15 protein-coding genes are annotated in these 15,997 nt (G+C 48.3%); 8 read left to right on the top strand and 7 right to left on the bottom strand.

What is annotated here, in order from left to right:
• Positions 1 to 18: 18 nt before the first annotated feature.
• Genes GGC63_RS21655 through GGC63_RS21645 form a run of 3 tightly spaced genes read left to right on the top strand, consistent with a single transcriptional unit; the run spans position 19 to position 3,719 of the window.
• A complete protein-coding gene (locus GGC63_RS21655) occupies positions 19 to 1,503 on the top strand; it encodes a spore germination protein (RefSeq protein WP_192704079.1) in 1,485 nt (494 codons plus the stop codon).
• Positions 1,504 to 1,513: 10 nt separating this feature from the next.
• Positions 1,514 to 2,611: a GerAB/ArcD/ProY family transporter gene (locus GGC63_RS21650; protein ID WP_192704078.1), complete on the top strand. Its 1,098-nt coding sequence runs from the start codon at positions 1,514 to 1,516 to the stop codon at positions 2,609 to 2,611.
• Positions 2,601 to 3,719 carry a Ger(x)C family spore germination protein gene (locus tag GGC63_RS21645; protein WP_192704077.1) on the top strand — a complete coding sequence of 373 codons (1,119 nt, stop codon included), beginning with the start codon at positions 2,601 to 2,603 and terminating at the stop codon, positions 3,717 to 3,719. Before GGC63_RS21650 ends, GGC63_RS21645 begins: the two co-directional genes overlap by 11 nt.
• 65 nt (positions 3,720 to 3,784) lie before the next feature.
• Here the strand turns inward: GGC63_RS21645 and GGC63_RS21640 are convergent, their stop codons facing one another.
• Both GGC63_RS21640 and GGC63_RS21635 read right to left on the bottom strand, forming a co-directional pair.
• A complete protein-coding gene (locus GGC63_RS21640; RefSeq protein WP_192704076.1) occupies positions 3,785 to 4,267 on the bottom strand; it encodes an SRPBCC family protein in 483 nt (160 codons plus the stop codon).
• Positions 4,268 to 4,286: 19 nt separating this feature from the next.
• Positions 4,287 to 4,976, bottom strand: a complete 690-nt coding sequence (locus GGC63_RS21635; RefSeq protein WP_192704075.1) for a DNA alkylation repair protein — start codon at positions 4,974 to 4,976, stop codon at positions 4,287 to 4,289.
• 176 nt (positions 4,977 to 5,152) lie between these two features.
• Between GGC63_RS21635 and GGC63_RS21630 the strand changes: the two genes are divergently transcribed.
• The 4 genes from GGC63_RS21630 to GGC63_RS21615 all read left to right on the top strand — a co-directional run bounded on the left by GGC63_RS21630 (position 5,153) and on the right by GGC63_RS21615 (position 8,620).
• Positions 5,153 to 5,938 carry a TIGR01457 family HAD-type hydrolase gene (locus GGC63_RS21630; protein ID WP_192704074.1) on the top strand — a complete coding sequence of 262 codons (786 nt, stop codon included), beginning with the start codon at positions 5,153 to 5,155 and terminating at the stop codon, positions 5,936 to 5,938.
• 333 nt (positions 5,939 to 6,271) lie between these two features.
• Positions 6,272 to 7,174 carry a LysR family transcriptional regulator gene (locus GGC63_RS21625; RefSeq protein ID WP_079909837.1) on the top strand — a complete coding sequence of 301 codons (903 nt, stop codon included), beginning with the start codon at positions 6,272 to 6,274 and terminating at the stop codon, positions 7,172 to 7,174.
• A 6-nt stretch (positions 7,175 to 7,180) separates the two neighbouring features.
• A complete protein-coding gene (locus tag GGC63_RS21620) occupies positions 7,181 to 7,987 on the top strand; it encodes a histidinol-phosphatase (protein ID WP_192704073.1) in 807 nt (268 codons plus the stop codon).
• Between the two features lie 138 nt (positions 7,988 to 8,125).
• Entirely contained in the window at positions 8,126 to 8,620 is a 495-nt protein-coding gene (locus GGC63_RS21615; protein ID WP_192704072.1) for an immunoglobulin-like domain-containing protein, read from the top strand.
• Positions 8,621 to 8,648: 28 nt separating this feature from the next.
• Here GGC63_RS21615 and glpK read toward each other — a convergent pair whose 3' ends face one another.
• Positions 8,649 to 10,139, bottom strand: a complete 1,491-nt coding sequence (glpK, locus tag GGC63_RS21610; protein WP_192704071.1) for a glycerol kinase GlpK — start codon at positions 10,137 to 10,139, stop codon at positions 8,649 to 8,651.
• Positions 10,140 to 10,417: 278 nt separating this feature from the next.
• On the opposite strand from glpK, the gene GGC63_RS21605 reads away from it, so the two are divergent.
• A complete protein-coding gene (locus GGC63_RS21605) occupies positions 10,418 to 12,091 on the top strand; it encodes a glycerol-3-phosphate dehydrogenase/oxidase (protein WP_192704070.1) in 1,674 nt (557 codons plus the stop codon).
• Here GGC63_RS21605 and GGC63_RS21600 read toward each other — a convergent pair whose 3' ends face one another.
• The 4 genes from GGC63_RS21600 to GGC63_RS21585 all read right to left on the bottom strand — a co-directional run bounded on the left by GGC63_RS21600 (position 12,092) and on the right by GGC63_RS21585 (position 15,981).
• A complete protein-coding gene (locus GGC63_RS21600) occupies positions 12,092 to 12,655 on the bottom strand; it encodes a glycerol-3-phosphate responsive antiterminator (RefSeq protein ID WP_225948398.1) in 564 nt (187 codons plus the stop codon). It abuts the gene before it with no gap.
• 28 nt (positions 12,656 to 12,683) lie between these two features.
• Entirely contained in the window at positions 12,684 to 14,054 is a 1,371-nt protein-coding gene (locus GGC63_RS21595) for a sensor histidine kinase (RefSeq protein WP_079909831.1), read from the bottom strand.
• 1 nt (position 14,055) lies between these two features.
• The gene (locus GGC63_RS21590; RefSeq protein ID WP_192704068.1) at positions 14,056 to 14,769 is read right to left on the bottom strand and encodes a response regulator transcription factor; all 714 of its coding nucleotides are present in this window, start codon (positions 14,767 to 14,769) and stop codon (positions 14,056 to 14,058) included.
• Positions 14,770 to 15,012: 243 nt separating this feature from the next.
• A complete protein-coding gene (locus GGC63_RS21585; RefSeq protein ID WP_079909829.1) occupies positions 15,013 to 15,981 on the bottom strand; it encodes a carbohydrate ABC transporter permease in 969 nt (322 codons plus the stop codon).
• Positions 15,982 to 15,997 lie beyond the last annotated feature (16 nt).

The raw sequence follows: 15,997 nt of genomic DNA, 5'->3' as shown, positions 1-15,997 counted from the left end.
CTCTCGAGGTGGGGAAATATGACATTCCTTCAAAAGCTTCTCAATCTTTTCTCGAATCAACCAATAATAAATGAGACACAAGCCGAGACAGACAGCGTAACCCCGCCTTCGCTTGAGCAAACCATCACAGCATTTAAGGATTGTATGGATTTTAACCATCATGCCTTCAAGCAATGTCAAGTTGATGTGGTCTATCTGCCTACATTGGTCGGCAATACGGAACTTTTTCGCGATGTGATCCATCCTTTTACTCACGCGGGAGAGAACGATGTTGCAGGCATATTGGCTCGGGGTACTTACCAGCCCGTTCAGGATAGCAAGGCATGTATCAAGGGCATTTTGGACGGCAAAGCGTCCGTCTTTTTCAGGCAAACTGCATATTTGGTCGATGTTTCCGAGGCTATTGGCCGAACCATTGAGCAATCGGAAACAGAAACTGTTATTACCGGACCGCATGATGGATTTGTGGAAAATATTTCGCTAAATATTGGTTTGCTTCGCAATAGGATCAAAAGCTCCAAGTTAAAAACAGTCAAGCTCCAAGTAGGTGAAGTGGCCAAATCGGATGTCGTCTTGATGTATCTTGAGGGCATTGCCGATCAGGAGCTTGTACAAACGCTCATCAAGCGAATTCAAAACATTGAAATTGACATGGTTACTGAAGGGAATATGCTGGTTCAGCTCATCGAAGAAAATCCGAACTCTGTTTTTCCGCAATTCATGACCACGGAACGCCCTGACGCTATCGTATCTAAAATTGTCGGAGGCCGAATTGTAGGACTTATTGACGGAAGCCCTTCCGCATTTTGCTGTCCAACCTCTTTTTTTGATTTCTTTTCTTCACCCGATGATTACTATAGCAGATGGCTCACAGGTACTGCGATCAGATTGCTCCGTTTAATCGGATTTATTCTCACGCTCGGTCTAACATCCTTTTACGTTTCGGCGACTACGTTTCATTACGAAATGATTCCGCATACCATGCTCTATAATTTAGTCGAATCTAGGAGTAAAGTTCCCTTTCCCCCATTATTAGAAGCCTTGATTATGGAAACGACCATTGAATTGCTCAGAGAGGCCGGAGCAAGACTCCCGTCCAAAATTGGTCAAACCATTGGAATCGTTGGCGGTATCGTTATCGGACAGGCTGCTGTTCAAGCCGGTTTTACGAGTAATATCCTTATCATCACCGTTGCTACATCCGCCATCTCGTCATTCGTGGTTCCAAGCTATATTATGAGTGCATCCATCCGGCTCATCCGTTTCGGCTTCATCATTTTAGCAGGGATGCTGGGCAATCTGGGGCTTGTCATCGGCATCGGGTTTATGGTTATCCACCTTGCTGGAATCACCAATTTGGGTACTTCTTATTTAACGCCTGTTGCACCGATGAATGTGAACGATTCCTTGGATACATTCGTTCGAGGACCGTTCTGGTTATTGCGTAAACGTCCCAGTATTGTGAAAACTAAAAATAAGATCCGAAATAAAATGCGTAAATGACGGTGAATGGATGAAGGAAAAACTAAATGCTTTTCATATTGCTTTGCTCATCTATATGATCGAAATGGATATCAGCTTATTTGACCTTCCTCGTACTGTTGTCGAAAACCTGGGTACCAATGGTTGGGTAGGATATATTATTTTATCCTGCGTTGCATCATTCAACATTTTCCTTTACTGGGTTGTTTATAAGTGGGGAAATGGCAGGTCTGCTTTTCAAATCCTAGAAACATCACTTCCTAAGGTGCTGCTGTACCCATTCTATGTTGTCATTGCTTTGATCTGGATCGGGCTCGCTTCCTTAATCGGCAAGAACTTTATTTTTGTATTTCAACTGCTTTTTTTTCAATCCATGCACCCTATGCTTATTTTTTTCTTGTATTGTGCGATGGTTTATTGCTTGATTAGCAAAACTCTTTACAATATTTGCAAAGCCAATACGATCCTATTCTTTTTAACCATTTGGATAGTTGGATTGTGTCTCTTCTTTATTAAGGATTGGCAGCTCGTTCGATTCACCACCTCATTCTTTCAAGGAGCATCCCATCCGCCTTCTCTGGCGAGTTGGGCTGAAATTTACAAGGCTTTTGTCGGTTACGAACTTTGCTTGTTCTTCATTCCTTTCACGAATAAAGAAAGCAAGCTGTTTAAAGGTGTCATGGCCGGACATTTGCTTACTACCTGTGTTCAATTATTCGTCATTTGGATTTCACTAGGCTTCTATAGCTTTCAACAATTACAAACCCTTCTTTATCCGCTAATGAATTTACTTAGCTACATTGAACTGCCTTTTATGAATCGAATAGAAAGTTTGGTGTTTCCTTTCTTTCTCTATGTGAACTTGATCTCAACGGTTATGTTTTGTTTTGCAGCACATATGACCTTGAAGCAAGTATTCCCCCACGCTCGACCCAAATGGATCGAAATAGGGATTACTGCGATTCTATTTGCCGTAGGATGGGTACCACAGATTCTTAGAAAGTCTCAAGAGCTGCTCAATACCGCTTTTTATATTGAAATGTGCATTGCGTTCTCGATGCCTCTTCTGTTAATCCTTGTACTCCAATTCAATAAATGGAAGGAACGGAAGGCCAATCATGAAGTGTAAATGGGGAATCGTCATCGTTTTCTTGATCCTGGTTGGGTGCTCAGACGAAAAAATTCTCGAGAAGACGGGCTTTGTACGGTCTATTGCCTATGATGCCGCGAACGACAACAAAAATGGCAATTCCATAAGATTGACGATTAGCCTCCCGAGAGCAAATGAAAAAGAAACCCTCATCTACTCAACGGAAGCAAGAAGCAGCAGGGAAGCAAGAATGATTTTTGATAGGCAAAACAATCGAAAGATTGTGAACGGACAAGTGCGGCAGGTATTATTTGGCGATAAGTTCGCAAAGAAAGGCATTTGGAAGCATATTGACGCACTCGTCCGAGACCCTTCCTTCGGCAATCGCGTTCATGTCGTCGTAGTAGAAGGAGAGGCTAATAAATTGTTAACGAAAAAATACCCCCAAGGCCAGACGGTCGGGGAATATATTGATGATCTTATCCGAACGGAAGCGAAGGTTAACGACATTCCTTACACCAACCTGTATTCTTTTGTTAGGGATATTCAAGATGACGGCACTGATCCCGTAGCTTCCCTAATCAAAGAAAACAAAACAAGCATCATCATTAATGGGGTCGCGCTGTTCCGGGACGATCAATATGTAGCCAAAGTACAGCCGGAAGATAAAATGTATTTCGCTTTGCTTCATGAGGATATTGGTGCAGGAAATATTTATATGAATCTAAGTGAGATTGAACCCAATAAACATGAAGATGCTGCATTACTATACGTGTCCAGCGATAGAAAAATACGAATCTTATCCTCCCCGGACACATTATTGAACAGCAACAAGCTGAAGGTTGCCATAGACCTCAACATTATAGGGTCCTTGTTAGAATATTCAGGTGAATTAAACATGAAAAAGGAGGAGGATCAGAAAAAGCTGGAAGCTTTGATGGTTCGTTTGGTGGAAAAAAAGAGCTTGGAACTACTAAGCATCATGCAAAAGAACCGGGTTGACTCCATAGGTATCGGACAGTATGCGAGAAACTTAATTTCTTTTACCGAATGGTTGAAACTTCCTCGTCGAGAGATCATCTCTAATGCAGAAATTACCGTACACGCACATGTGAAAATTAAAGACTTCGGTAGATTGCTGCAGTAAATATTTGCATACCTGCAAAAAAAGGAGCTACCGCTCCAGGAAGGTTCGATAGCCCGCGATTGATTCTATAAGCTGCCTGCCGTCTTCTCCACGGCCTGTATGTATTGTTCATACATTCGTTCCCACTCGCGCTTGCGATCCATGACCGTACCGTTCAATAACGCTGCGATAACGTCGAGGCAGACATGCCATCCTGCCAGATCCTTAGGCGTATGCGGGGTGACAGCCTGAATCGTCTCCTTCAGGTAAAGAAGACAGCCTCCCGGCTCGGCAGCCAGCTCAAAGCGCACACGGTCCTCTCCCCACGTGTATTCCAGCACGGACAAAAACTTCATATCGAGGATCGTCATATCCAGCTGGGTCCCATCCGACATGTTGAACTTGATAAGCCCGCCCTGACGCAGTTCTTCCACCTCAAGCTCAGGGAACCATTGGTTCAGCTTTTCATTCTCCGTCAAATAAGCCCATACCTCCTCAATCGAATGCTTGTAATGCCGTTCGAATTGAGCGATAAATCCGTGATCCGCCTTACGCAGCTCGGCCAGCATGCTTAACTCCTCCCTTTCTTTAAGATTGTATATTTCCCAGCTTGTCCAGATGCTTCATCCCTTCACGCCGAATGAGCGGCTTCAACTCATGGCTTTGGATAAAATCTCTGACCGCTTCGGGATTCGTCTTGGAATATTCGCGTAATGCCCAGCCGATAGCCTTCTGAATGAAAAATTCATCCGAATCGGACCGGAGCCTTATGTACCGGAACAGTAAGGACTCCTGCGTTCGGCTCTTATATTTTAATTGAAAAAGAATGGCCGATCTTTGCAGCCAAATAGGATCGGATTCAATCCAGCGGTCAGCATAGCTCGTGATCAGCTCCGGATGCTTTTGAAATAAATATCCTGCTCCATTAGGAGCGATCCCATCTACCGTATCCCACCATGATTTGTGGACGATCAGCCATTCCAATAAGTCGATATGCTCTTTCTCCAGCTTCCTCTGCATTTTGGCCAAAAGATCGATCGCCGTATACTGGTACTCCCGTTCCGGCATGTTCCACAATGTTGTAACGACTTCCGGGAGCTCCTTTAACGGGGGGAGCCTGTTACGATGTACCCATTCCTTAAACAGCTCTACCCGCTTCGGGCCCCGTATACCCAAAAAATCGAACTGATTGCGCATATACTGCTTCATGGGCGCCGCTTCCGCTTCATTACGGCAGCTGCTTACTAATTCAATCCACGATTTCACATAAGAATTCATCTGGACCTCCGGAAGGGCTTAAGAATAACTAAGGCAATCAGCTTGCCAATCATTAATCACAGTATATCACAAGCAATGGCATCCATCCGAACGGAAAAAGTGGCGGGATAGGACCGCTTTTGCTACAATGAACTCGATCATCTGACAACTGTGATACGGAAGAGGAGGACCAGCAAGTGCCCGGATTTTTATTGGATTTGGATGGTACACTGTACCACGGAGATACACCGATCCCTGAGGCTGCCGATTTCATCCGATGGCTGAAGCAAGAGGGACATCCCTATGTATACGTGACGAATAATTCCTCAAGACCCCCCGAGCAGGTCGCTGCCCATCTAGGACGAGTCGGCATAGACGCGAAACTCGAGGAGGTGCTTACTTCCTCCCAGGCTGCCGCGATGTACATGCAGGAGCAAAACCAAGGCAGCCGCGTGTATCTGATCGGTGAAACGGGATTGGAGCAAGCGATGCAGGACGCCGGCTTCGAGCCGGTAACTGATGGTCCTGCGGACTATGTGGTTCAGGGCATCGACCGCAGCTTCAATTACGAGAAGATGGCGAGAGCCGTCAGCCTGATACGGTCGGGCGCAGGCTTCATTATGACCAACCCGGACCATCTGCTTCCCTGGAACAATGAGCTCCGCCCCGGCGCAGGCTCCATCGGCGCCTCTATCGAAAGAGCCAGCCAGACGAAGCCTGTCGTCATCGGCAAGCCTTCCCCTATCATTATGAACTATGCCATACGCAAGCTGAATTTGCCGCCGGAGCAGATTTGGGTTGTCGGGGATAATCTGTTGACCGACATTCAAGGAGGCATCGCGGCTCAATGCAGAACGGCGCTGGTGCTTACCGGCCTTATTAACCGGAATACGCTGGAAGAGCAGCTGGCGAAAACAGGAGTTCAACCGGATTGGGTATGCGATACCTTGACAGATTTGATGGATAGATTAGGCCAAGCCTAGCGGAAGCCATAGAAAAAGAGCTTAGCAGTGAACGTCACCTCCATTGGTTAGGTAAGTCTAACTTTGGGTGCGGGTCACAGCCTCAGCTCTTTTTTTAGTCCGGAAACAATCGCTTTTCCCAAGCCGCCGTCCCTAGTATTCTTTATCGTTTATGTGGTAAAACATTCGAGATTCGAAGTACTTTTTGTTTGCTCAGCCGGAGCAAGTGTCATATAATGAAAATAGCTCTCAAGAAACGGATTTTATATTTTTTGTAAAGATGATAAAATTTATCTATTTTGACGAAGCTAACTGGGAAGCAATAAGCCCCTTTTGGAGAGGAGGTTCCGGCATTTGAACTTAAACCAACTAGAAACACTGCTTACCATTTCCAAAACGATGAGCTTTCGCAAAGCAGGAGAAGTATTGAACTTGACGCAGCCGGCTGTCTCCGCACAGATCAAAAGTCTGGAAGACGAATTTAAGACCGTACTGATCGACCGTAATCAGCCCGTGACGCTCACCGATAGCGGACGGGTATTTTTGGAGCATGCGGAAATCATTCTGCAGACCGTCGAAGATTTGAAGCAGCGTTTAGCTGATCTGAATTCAACGCCTCAAGGTCATATTCACTTGGGAACGACAACCTCAATAGCGATACAAATATTGCCGCGGGTGCTGTCTTACTTTCAGAATCAGTTTCCGCTGATCAAAACGACGATTCACTCGATGACCTCCTCGCAAATTATGCACAGCGTAGAAAATGGATCCATCGATATCGGTATCACCTATTTGTTCGAGAAGCATCCGGCGTTGGAAAGCTCCGTGCTGTATTACGATACGTTCGAGCTGGTGGTTTCACCGGCGCATCCGTTAAGCCGCTTCCAGCATATTCCGATGGAAAAGCTGAGGGATATTCCACTCATAATGCTGTCTCCGGAAACGGCCGGGCGGCGATTCGTCGATCAAATTTTCAAGCATCTGAACATTACCCCTCAAATCGTGATGGAACTGTCCAGCAGTGAGGAAGTCAAGCGAATGGTGGAGCTGAATCTGGGCGCCGCGATTATTTCCAAGCTGTCCATTGCCACCGAGCTGCGTCTCGGCACGCTGAAGATGATAAAGGTCAATGAGCTTGAAAGCAGCCACCCCGTCGGGGTCGTCTATAAATCCGGACGTTACTTAAGCTCGGCGCTCCATCAATTTTTAGAGGATTTGAAAGGCATGCAGGAAATTCAATTTATAGGATCGGAGTGACTTGATATGAAATTTGATTTGCATACGCATCATGAACGATGCGGCCATGCCCTCGGCACAATCCGCGACTATATCGAGGCGGGCATACGGCACGGACTGTCCGTTATCGGCATATCGGACCATTCACCCTACTTTGCAAGCGACGTGGAGCAGGAGCAGCCCGGCATTGCGATGGCAAAAAGCGAGTTCAGCCGTTATGTAGACGAGGTGCTGAAGCTGAAGCAGGAGTACGCCGGAAAAATCGACGTTCTGCTGGGCGTCGAATCCGACTTTTTCCCTGAGCATGCGGACGTGTACCGCAAAGTGTATGAGCAATATCCTTTCGACTATATTATCGGTTCCGTCCATCTGTCGGGCGGCGTCAGCATCTTCAATAAAAAGCGTTGGAACGGTTTGACCGACCGTCAAAAAGTCGAGCAAAAAGAGCTTTATTATGACCTGATTCAGCAATCCGCGCGCAGCGGCATGTTCCAGATTCTCGGCCATATCGATGCCATGCGCGGCTTCTACCCTGCCTTCTCCGATATTCCTACGGATGCCGTGGATAAAACATTGCAAATTATCGCAGAACAGGACATTGCTATCGAAATCAACACCTCCGGCAAAACGAAGGACTGCGGCGGCTGGTACCCTATCGATGCTGTTCTTGAGCGCGCCTGCCATTATGGCGTAAGAGTTACCTTCGGTTCCGACGCACACAAGCCGGAACGTGTCGGCGACGATTGGGAATTGGTGAGCAAGCGGCTCAAAGAAATCGGCTTTACCGAATGGGTATACTACAAGCAAAAAGAGCGCCAGATCGTCCCTCTATAAATTTGAAGTACATATTGGCCCTCCTAAGCAAAAGACCCGTCTCCTTCGTCGGAGAACGGGCTTTTTTGTGCCGCTTAAGCAAATCGCTGAAACAATTGTAATCCATTTATCGTCATATAAGGAAAAAGGAGGGTCCTTATGAAAAAATCCGTTGCTATCCCTATGGCTGCACTGTTCGTCATAGCTGAATGCGTAATCCTTTGGGGCATAGTCCATACCGTTCAAAATGGCATGAGCTCCAATGCAAGCAAGAACCATTATGAACTTCCGGATATTGCGAATACTGCGAAAATGACAACTCCCAGCGGTCCGCCTGCTGCCAAGCTGTACGCGGATAAGACGCAATTTCGAAGCAGCGAGACGATGAGCCTTCACTTAAAAAATGAAAGCTCCTCCCGCATTTCTTTTGGTGTCGGTTATAAAATAGACATCCATAAGCATGGCGAATGGACACCCTATCCTATGACTACTGCCTTCGTAGATCTTGGAATCATGATGGAGCCCGGCGGGGTCCATGATCAAGATGTTCCGCTAAATCAACTGAAGAAAGGCCATTACCGGATTACTAAAGTGATCAACCTCGATGAATCGGACCTTCAATCGGTTTCCTTTGAATTCGATTTAGATGGATAAAGTATCAATTAGACCTGTAACCCAAATGCTAGTTTGCCTTGATTTGATACGAAACCGCCTGCTTCCAGCCTTCCAGCCTGTTCTCTCGTAGTGCCTCACCCGCAGGTTGCGGGGTAAACGTACGATCAAAGCCGTTCATCTGCACGAGCTCCGCCGTATCCTGCCAGAAGCCGACGGCTAACCCGGCCAGACATGCTGCTCCCAGGGCCGTCGTTTCGATCACCTTGGGGCGGGCGACGGGAACGCCCAGCATATCGGCCTGAAACTGCATCAGGAAGTTGTTTTTGACTGCGCCGCCGTCAACGCGCAGCTCGGTCAAATGAATGCCCGACTCCTCCTCCATGACCTGCAGCACCTCTGCGCTCTGATAGGCTATGGATTCGAGGGCCGCTCTTACCAGATGGGCTTTGCCGGCACCACGGGTCAAGCCAGTGATCATCCCCCGGGCATCCGGCTCCCAATACGGTGTCCCGAGCCCTGTGAAAGCAGGCACGAAGTAGACTCCCTCCGTATTTTCGACGGACAAGGCCAACGCTTCGGTTTCCGCGGCATCCTGAATGAGTCCCAAGCCGTCGCGCAGCCATTGAATGACCGTTCCCGCATTAAATACGCTGCCTTCCAGAGCGTAGCAGACCTCGCCATTCATCTTCCAGGCAATTGTCGTGATGAGTCCCTTTCGGGACATAACCGGTCTGGCCCCTGTCTGCTTCAGAACAAAGCACCCTGTGCCATAAGTATTTTTGGCCATTCCCTCTTTAAAGCAGCCCTGCCCGAATAAAGCGGCCTGCTGGTCCCCGGCTGCCCCTGCGATAGGAACGCGGATGTCCTCGGCAAGCAGCGTCGTGTACCCGTACACTTCGCTCGATGCCCGAACCTCCGGAAGCATCGCAGCCGGAATGTTGAATTCCTTTAAAATTTCCTCATCCCATTGCACGGTATGAATATTCAGCAGCATCGTTCTCGATGCATTCGAGACATCGGTCACATGCACGGCTCCCTCCGTCAGCTTCCAGATGAGCCAGGAGTCGATAGTGCCGAACAAGGCTTCTCCCCGTTCAGCTTTCTCTCTAATATGCGGATGGTTATCAAGAACCCATTTCAGCTTCGTGCCCGAGAAATAGGCATCCAGCACAAGGCCCGTCTTCTGCCTGATCTTGTCCTCCCAGCCCTGCTGCTTCAGCTCATCGCACAAGCCGCTGGTGCGGCGGCACTGCCAAACAATGGCCCGGTGGAGCGGTTCTCCCGTTAATTTATCCCATACCACGGTAGTTTCCCTTTGATTCGTAATCCCTATGGCAGCGATTTGATCAACGGCAATCGATTGCACTGCCTGGCGCAGCACCTCCAGCTGGGTATTCCAAATTTCGTTCGCATCATGCTCAACCCATCCGGATTGGGGAAAATATTGCGTGAATTCCTTTTGCGCCGTATGCACAATCGTCCCTTGACGGTCAAAAACGATGGCTCTGCAGCTCGTAGTTCCTTGATCTATAGCAACGACATAACGGGACTTCTTCATCGGCCTTCCTCCTTGTCGTACATGAACAAACATGTAAACCGTTTTCATGTTGAAATCTAACACAAACCCATTTTCTCTGTCAATAACTATTGCTTCATCGTCATTCTCATGTTATGATACGGTTAATTAAGCAGCAATTGAACAAGTTAATACATTTGGTCAGAGAATAAGAGTAGACCGCAACATACCTTGCCGAAGCTAATTGGGCTTCTGCAGGGACGTGTTAGCGGTCTTTTTTGTTGTTTACACAACCCAACATGACGAAAAGGATGATACAGATGACGACGAATTTTTCCGGAGCGCACCGTGCTGATCATATAGAACGGCTCTCTAATCAGACATTGGATTTGCTAGTTATTGGCGGAGGCATTACGGGGGCGGGAATCGCGCTGGACGCCCAAACCAGAGGCATGTCGACAGGTCTTATCGAAATGCAGGATTTCGGTGCCGGGACCTCAAGCCGCTCCACGAAGCTGATCCACGGCGGGCTTCGTTACTTGAAGCAGCTCGAATTCAAGCTGGTGGCCGAGGTAGGAAAAGAACGCGCGATTGTATACGAGAATGCGCCGCATGTGACGACACCGGAATGGATGCTGCTGCCGATTATTGAAGGCGGCACCTATGGGAAGCTGGCAACCTCTGTCGGTTTGCTTGTATACGATTATTTGGCGGGCGTACGCAAGCAGGAGCGCCGTATCATGCTGAATAAGGACAAAACCTTGAATATGGAGCCGCTGCTGCGAAAGGATAAATTAAAAGGCGGGGGCTATTACGTAGAATACCGGACCGATGATGCCAGATTGACCATCGAGACGATGAAGGAAGCGGTTCGCCGCGGGGTTCACGCGCTGAATTACGCAAAAGCGGAGGATTTGATCTACGATCAGGGTCAAATAGTCGGAGTCCGCGTCGTCGATCAATTGACCGGTCAAGCCTTCGACATCCGAGCGAAAAAGATTGTCAATGCAGCCGGTCCGTGGGTAGACACGATCAGAGAAATCGACGGCTCGAAGCAAGGCAAACGGCTGCATCTAACCAAAGGCGTCCATCTCGTTGTTGACGGCAAAAGGTTCCCTCTGAAGCAAGCGATCTATTTCGATACGCCGGACGGACGTATGGTGTTCGCCATTCCGCGCGACGGCAAAACCTATATAGGGACTACCGATACGAACTATACCGGCGACATTGCCCGTCCGCGCATGACTGTTGAGGACAGAGATTACATCTTGAAGGCCGCCAACTTCATGTTCCCTACCCTCAAGCTGGAGCCCAAGGATGTAGAATCCAGCTGGTCAGGCTTGCGTCCGCTGATACATGAGGACGGCAAATCACCGTCCGAGCTTTCGCGCAAGGACGAGATCTTCATCGCTCCGTCAGGGCTGATCACTATCGCAGGCGGCAAGCTGACCGGTTACCGCAAAATGGCCGAGCGGATCGTCAATCTGGTTGCCAACCAGCTGGAGCAGCAAGGACATTCCCCTTTCCCCGGCTGCACCACAGACAAGGTCAAGCTATCGGGAGGGGATGTAGGCGGATCCCAAGGCTATGCCTCCTTTATCAAAACCAAAGTACAGCAGGCTGTGAAATTCGGGCTGAATGAACGTGAAGCGACCCTTCTGGTTACACGCTACGGTTCCAATGCAGACCGCCTGTTCGAGCTGTACCGGGAGCATCAGGAGGAAGCTGACAAGTACGGTATGCCTGCTCTGTGGCTGGCCATGCTGATCTATGGAATTGAAGCGGAGATGGTGTCTACCCCATCCGATTTCTTCATCCGCCGGACCGGCGCCATGTACTTCGACATTGCCTCCGTTCATCAATGGAAGCAGCCGGTTATCGCATATATGGCCGACTTGTTCGGCTGGAGCGAGGCAGAGATCGAGCAGCACAGCCAAGTCCTCGAGAAGCGACGGGAAGATGCTGTCAATCCTATTACCGCAGACCCCAAGTAATTATCCCTGGGCTTCATATTGTTTCCATATTTCCTTGCGGGAGGTCGTCACGGCGACCGCCCCCGCCTTCAAGGCCATCTCCACATCCTCCACCGTGCGGATCAGTCCGCCTGCCAGGATCGGAATCCCCAGCTGCTCCTTCATCTCCGAAATAATATGAGGCATAATGCCCGGAAGCACTTCAATGTAATCCGGCTGAACCTTCTCCGTTATTTTATAGGTCATCTCCAGTGCCGTCGTATCCAGCAAAAAATGCCGCTGAATCGCCAGCACTTTATTTTTTTTGGCTGTCGCTATGGCAGCACTTTTTGTGGATATTATGCCGGCCGGCTTGACCGACTGGCATAAAAATTCCACCGCGTACTCATCATTCTTCAACCCCTGAATCAAATCGGCATGGATCAGCATCTTCTTTTGATGCGATCTTGCAAGCTGCACAATACTGGACAGCTGGGAAATATGAATGTCGAGCAGAACCAGGTATTGGAACCGGCTCTTCAACAGCAGCTCAAGATCCCGCATTTTCCGAACGGCGGGAAGTACATTTTGACCGTAAAAGCTCAATCCGTCTGCCTCCTTCCAGCATAGGCTGTTATGATAATTGCTGCTCCAGCGACTTGTACACATTCGGGATGGTAACCATAAATTTGGAGCCTTGTCCCAAGGTGCTTGTCACCTCAATCTTGCCCTCGTGAGCCTCTACTAACGCTTTAACGATACTTAAGCCAAGACCGACCCCTCCGCTAAAGCGGGATCTGGACTTATCGACCCTGTACAGCCGGTTAAATACATAAGGCAAATCCGCCTCGCTGATTCCAATGCCCGTATCCTCACAATAGATAATAGTAGAATCGATCGTCCAATCGACCCCAAGCGTGACCTTTCCACCTTCATCCGTATACTTAATCGCATTGGATACAATATTCGAAATGACCTGTATCATTTTATCGCGGTCGATTTCGGCATAGCAAGGAGCATTGGTAGGGACAAATTGCAGCTTGACCCCTTTGCTCTTGGCCATCTGCTGAAAATTGCGGTAGACGTTCTGGGTCAGCTGTACGATATTAATTCGCCGAATATTTATCGTAAACCGGGCGGCCTCCGCCTCGGATAAGCGTTCCATATCATTCATCAGGCGGGTAAGCCGGATCAGCTCGTCATAGATTTGCTCCAGCCATTCCAGATCCACTTCATAGATCCCGTCAATCATCGCTTCCAGCTGGGAGAGCATGGATGTCAGCGGCGTTCGAAGCTCGTGGGTCAAATCCTCCATAAGATGATGGCGCCAATCCTCCTGCTTCTTCAGCTCCCTGGAGAGCTCGTTTAACGTTAAAGCAAGCCTCCGGACCTCCTCCGGACCTTTGACGGCCGCCTGTACCTCCCAGTTGCCCAGACGGATTTTATTCGCCGTTTCCTGCAGTCTTTGCAAATGCGCGGACAACAGACGGGCAACGACAAAGCTGACCAGAACGGAGATCAGGATAATGACACCGTATAGGATTCCGGAACGGGTTTCCATCATTTTTTGATAGGCGATGACATTCGGATCGATCTGATTCAATGTCTTTAAATATCCTACCTGCAAAATGCCGCGGGTCTCTCCCTTAGCTACCACCGGATACTCCTGGATGATAAGGTCCTTTTGGTTTTGTACACGCGAGAACATATCAAACCAGACCGTATGCTTATCCTCTCCGTAACGGACGAGAATGCCGTATAATGTGGCCCTCCGGTCCAGCCAAGACTTCTGCTCCTCCGTGTATGGCCCCACCGACAAGTTATCGTTGCGCATATCGTCTATTAATTTGAAAGCGTTTACTTTTAATTGATCCTCCTGATAGTGCGTGAAGACATCCTGCCAATTAAAATTATAGCCGTAAGCAACCACCGATATAATCAAGATGAAGCAGCTTTGAAGCGTTAAAAACAAGATCACTTCCATTTTGCGAAATACTTTAATCATCTCAAGTTGTTTCCTTCGTATCCGATTCTGCGGCAAATTTATAGCCTGAGCCTACCATGGTAAGAATATACCGGGGCTCCTTTGTGTCTTCCTCGATTTTTTTGCGCAAATTTTTGACGTGGGTATCGATAGATCGGCTGTCTCCCTGAAAACGATAGCCAAGCACATGATAAGAAAGATCGCTGCGCGACCAAATCTTGCCCGGCTTGCTCGTAAACACCGTTAACAGCTTGAATTCCGTCGTCGTCAAGTTCGCATGTACGCCGCGTACCAGCAAGGTGTTCGCTTCCAGGTCTACGACTAACTGGCCTCTATCGAAGGTCAATACGTTTTGCTTGACGGCATCGGCTTTATAAGCATGAATGCGGCGTCGAAGAGCATGAATGCGGGCAATGACCTCTTTAACCCGGAAAGGCTTCGCTATATAGTCATCGGCGCCCAGATTTAATCCTGCAATCGTGTCGCTCTCCCTTGACTTGGAAGTCAGCATGATGATAGGTACGACCGATTTGGCTCGGATTTGCTGGCATACCTCTTCTCCCGACAGGCCCTCCAGCATAAGATCCAAAATAACCAGATCATAAGAACCGTTCTCGAACAATTGAACAGCCTCCAAGCCGTTTGCCGTGCAATCGACTTCCCATCCTTCATTCTTCAAATATGCGGTGACTACTTCGCGGATTTTAGGCTCGTCCTCCACAAGTAATATATGCATTCAAAATACCCCCTATTTCTACATATTACTTGCCAAATTAGAATTAGACAAGCAAAAAAGCCTGAATTTCTCAGGCTTTTTGCTTTCACGCAGAGCTGGTCATAGTCGTTTCATCGCACTGTGTACCTGCTATCCGAAGCATGGCTATCCCCCTTGTTTCCCGGGAAATAATGACGCATCAGACCATCGTCTTAGGATAGGAGAAAGAAAAAAGCCTGCTCGCAGCAGGCTTCCTACTCCTTACTATTCTACAAGACCCGTACGCTCTACGCCTTCTACGAACCAGCGCTGAGTGAACGTGTAGACTACCAAGACCGGCATAATGATCAAGAACGATGCGGCCATCTTGATCGGCTCCGCAAAAATACTTGGACCCGCCTGCTCCGCTTCGGCTGTTAAGGATGCAGCCAGACGCGACAAGCTGATGGACAGCGGAACCTCTTTTGCCCCGAACATATACATCGTAGGGAAATAGAAATCGTTCCAGTTCCAAACGAAGGAGAACAAGAATACGACGATGATCGCCGAAGTCGAGATCGGCAGCATAACCCGGAAAAACACTCTGAATACATTCGCTCCGTCCATTTTGGCTGCCTCCTCAAGCTCCTTAGGAAGCGTGCTGAAGAACTGGCGGTAGATGATGACAAAGAGCGCGCCTTTCAAGCCATGCCCGAATATGGCAGGCACGATGAGCGGAAGGTACGTATTGATCCATCCGAAGTCTTTGAACAGCAGGATGGATGGCAAAATGGTCACCTGAGGCGGCATGACGAACGTAAAGATGAGACATACGAACCAGAATTTTTTAAGCGGAAAATCCAATCTGGCAAAGGCATATCCCGCAATAGCGCATGAAATGACCTGCAGCACCGCAACGCTAAGCGACACCGTCATACTGATAAAGAAAGCGTTGGAATATTTCAACAGCCGGAACGCTTCCTGAAGATGACCTGTAAAGAAGGACCTCGGAACCCAAATAACGGCCGGATCCAGCAGGTTGGCGGAGTCCTTAATCATGGTCGTGATCATATAAATGATCGGCTTCACATAGATAAAGGCCACGTCAATCAAAATCAGGTACATGAACAGCCTGAATATTAAACCTTTATCGGCTTCCTTGCCTATCAGCAGGTTTTTGGCCGCTGTCAGCCATGACCTGACCGAATGAGAATCGAAGCGCACGTTCTTGATATCTTTTATTACTTTTTGCATTCCGTCTCGCCTCCTT

The organism is Paenibacillus sp. OAS669, from assembly GCF_014873645.1.
GTDB classification, from domain to species: domain Bacteria; phylum Bacillota; class Bacilli; order Paenibacillales; family NBRC-103111; genus Paenibacillus_S; species Paenibacillus_S vulneris.
Note: the sequence above shows the minus strand (reverse complement) of the source record. Positions and strands in the feature narration are given on the sequence as shown.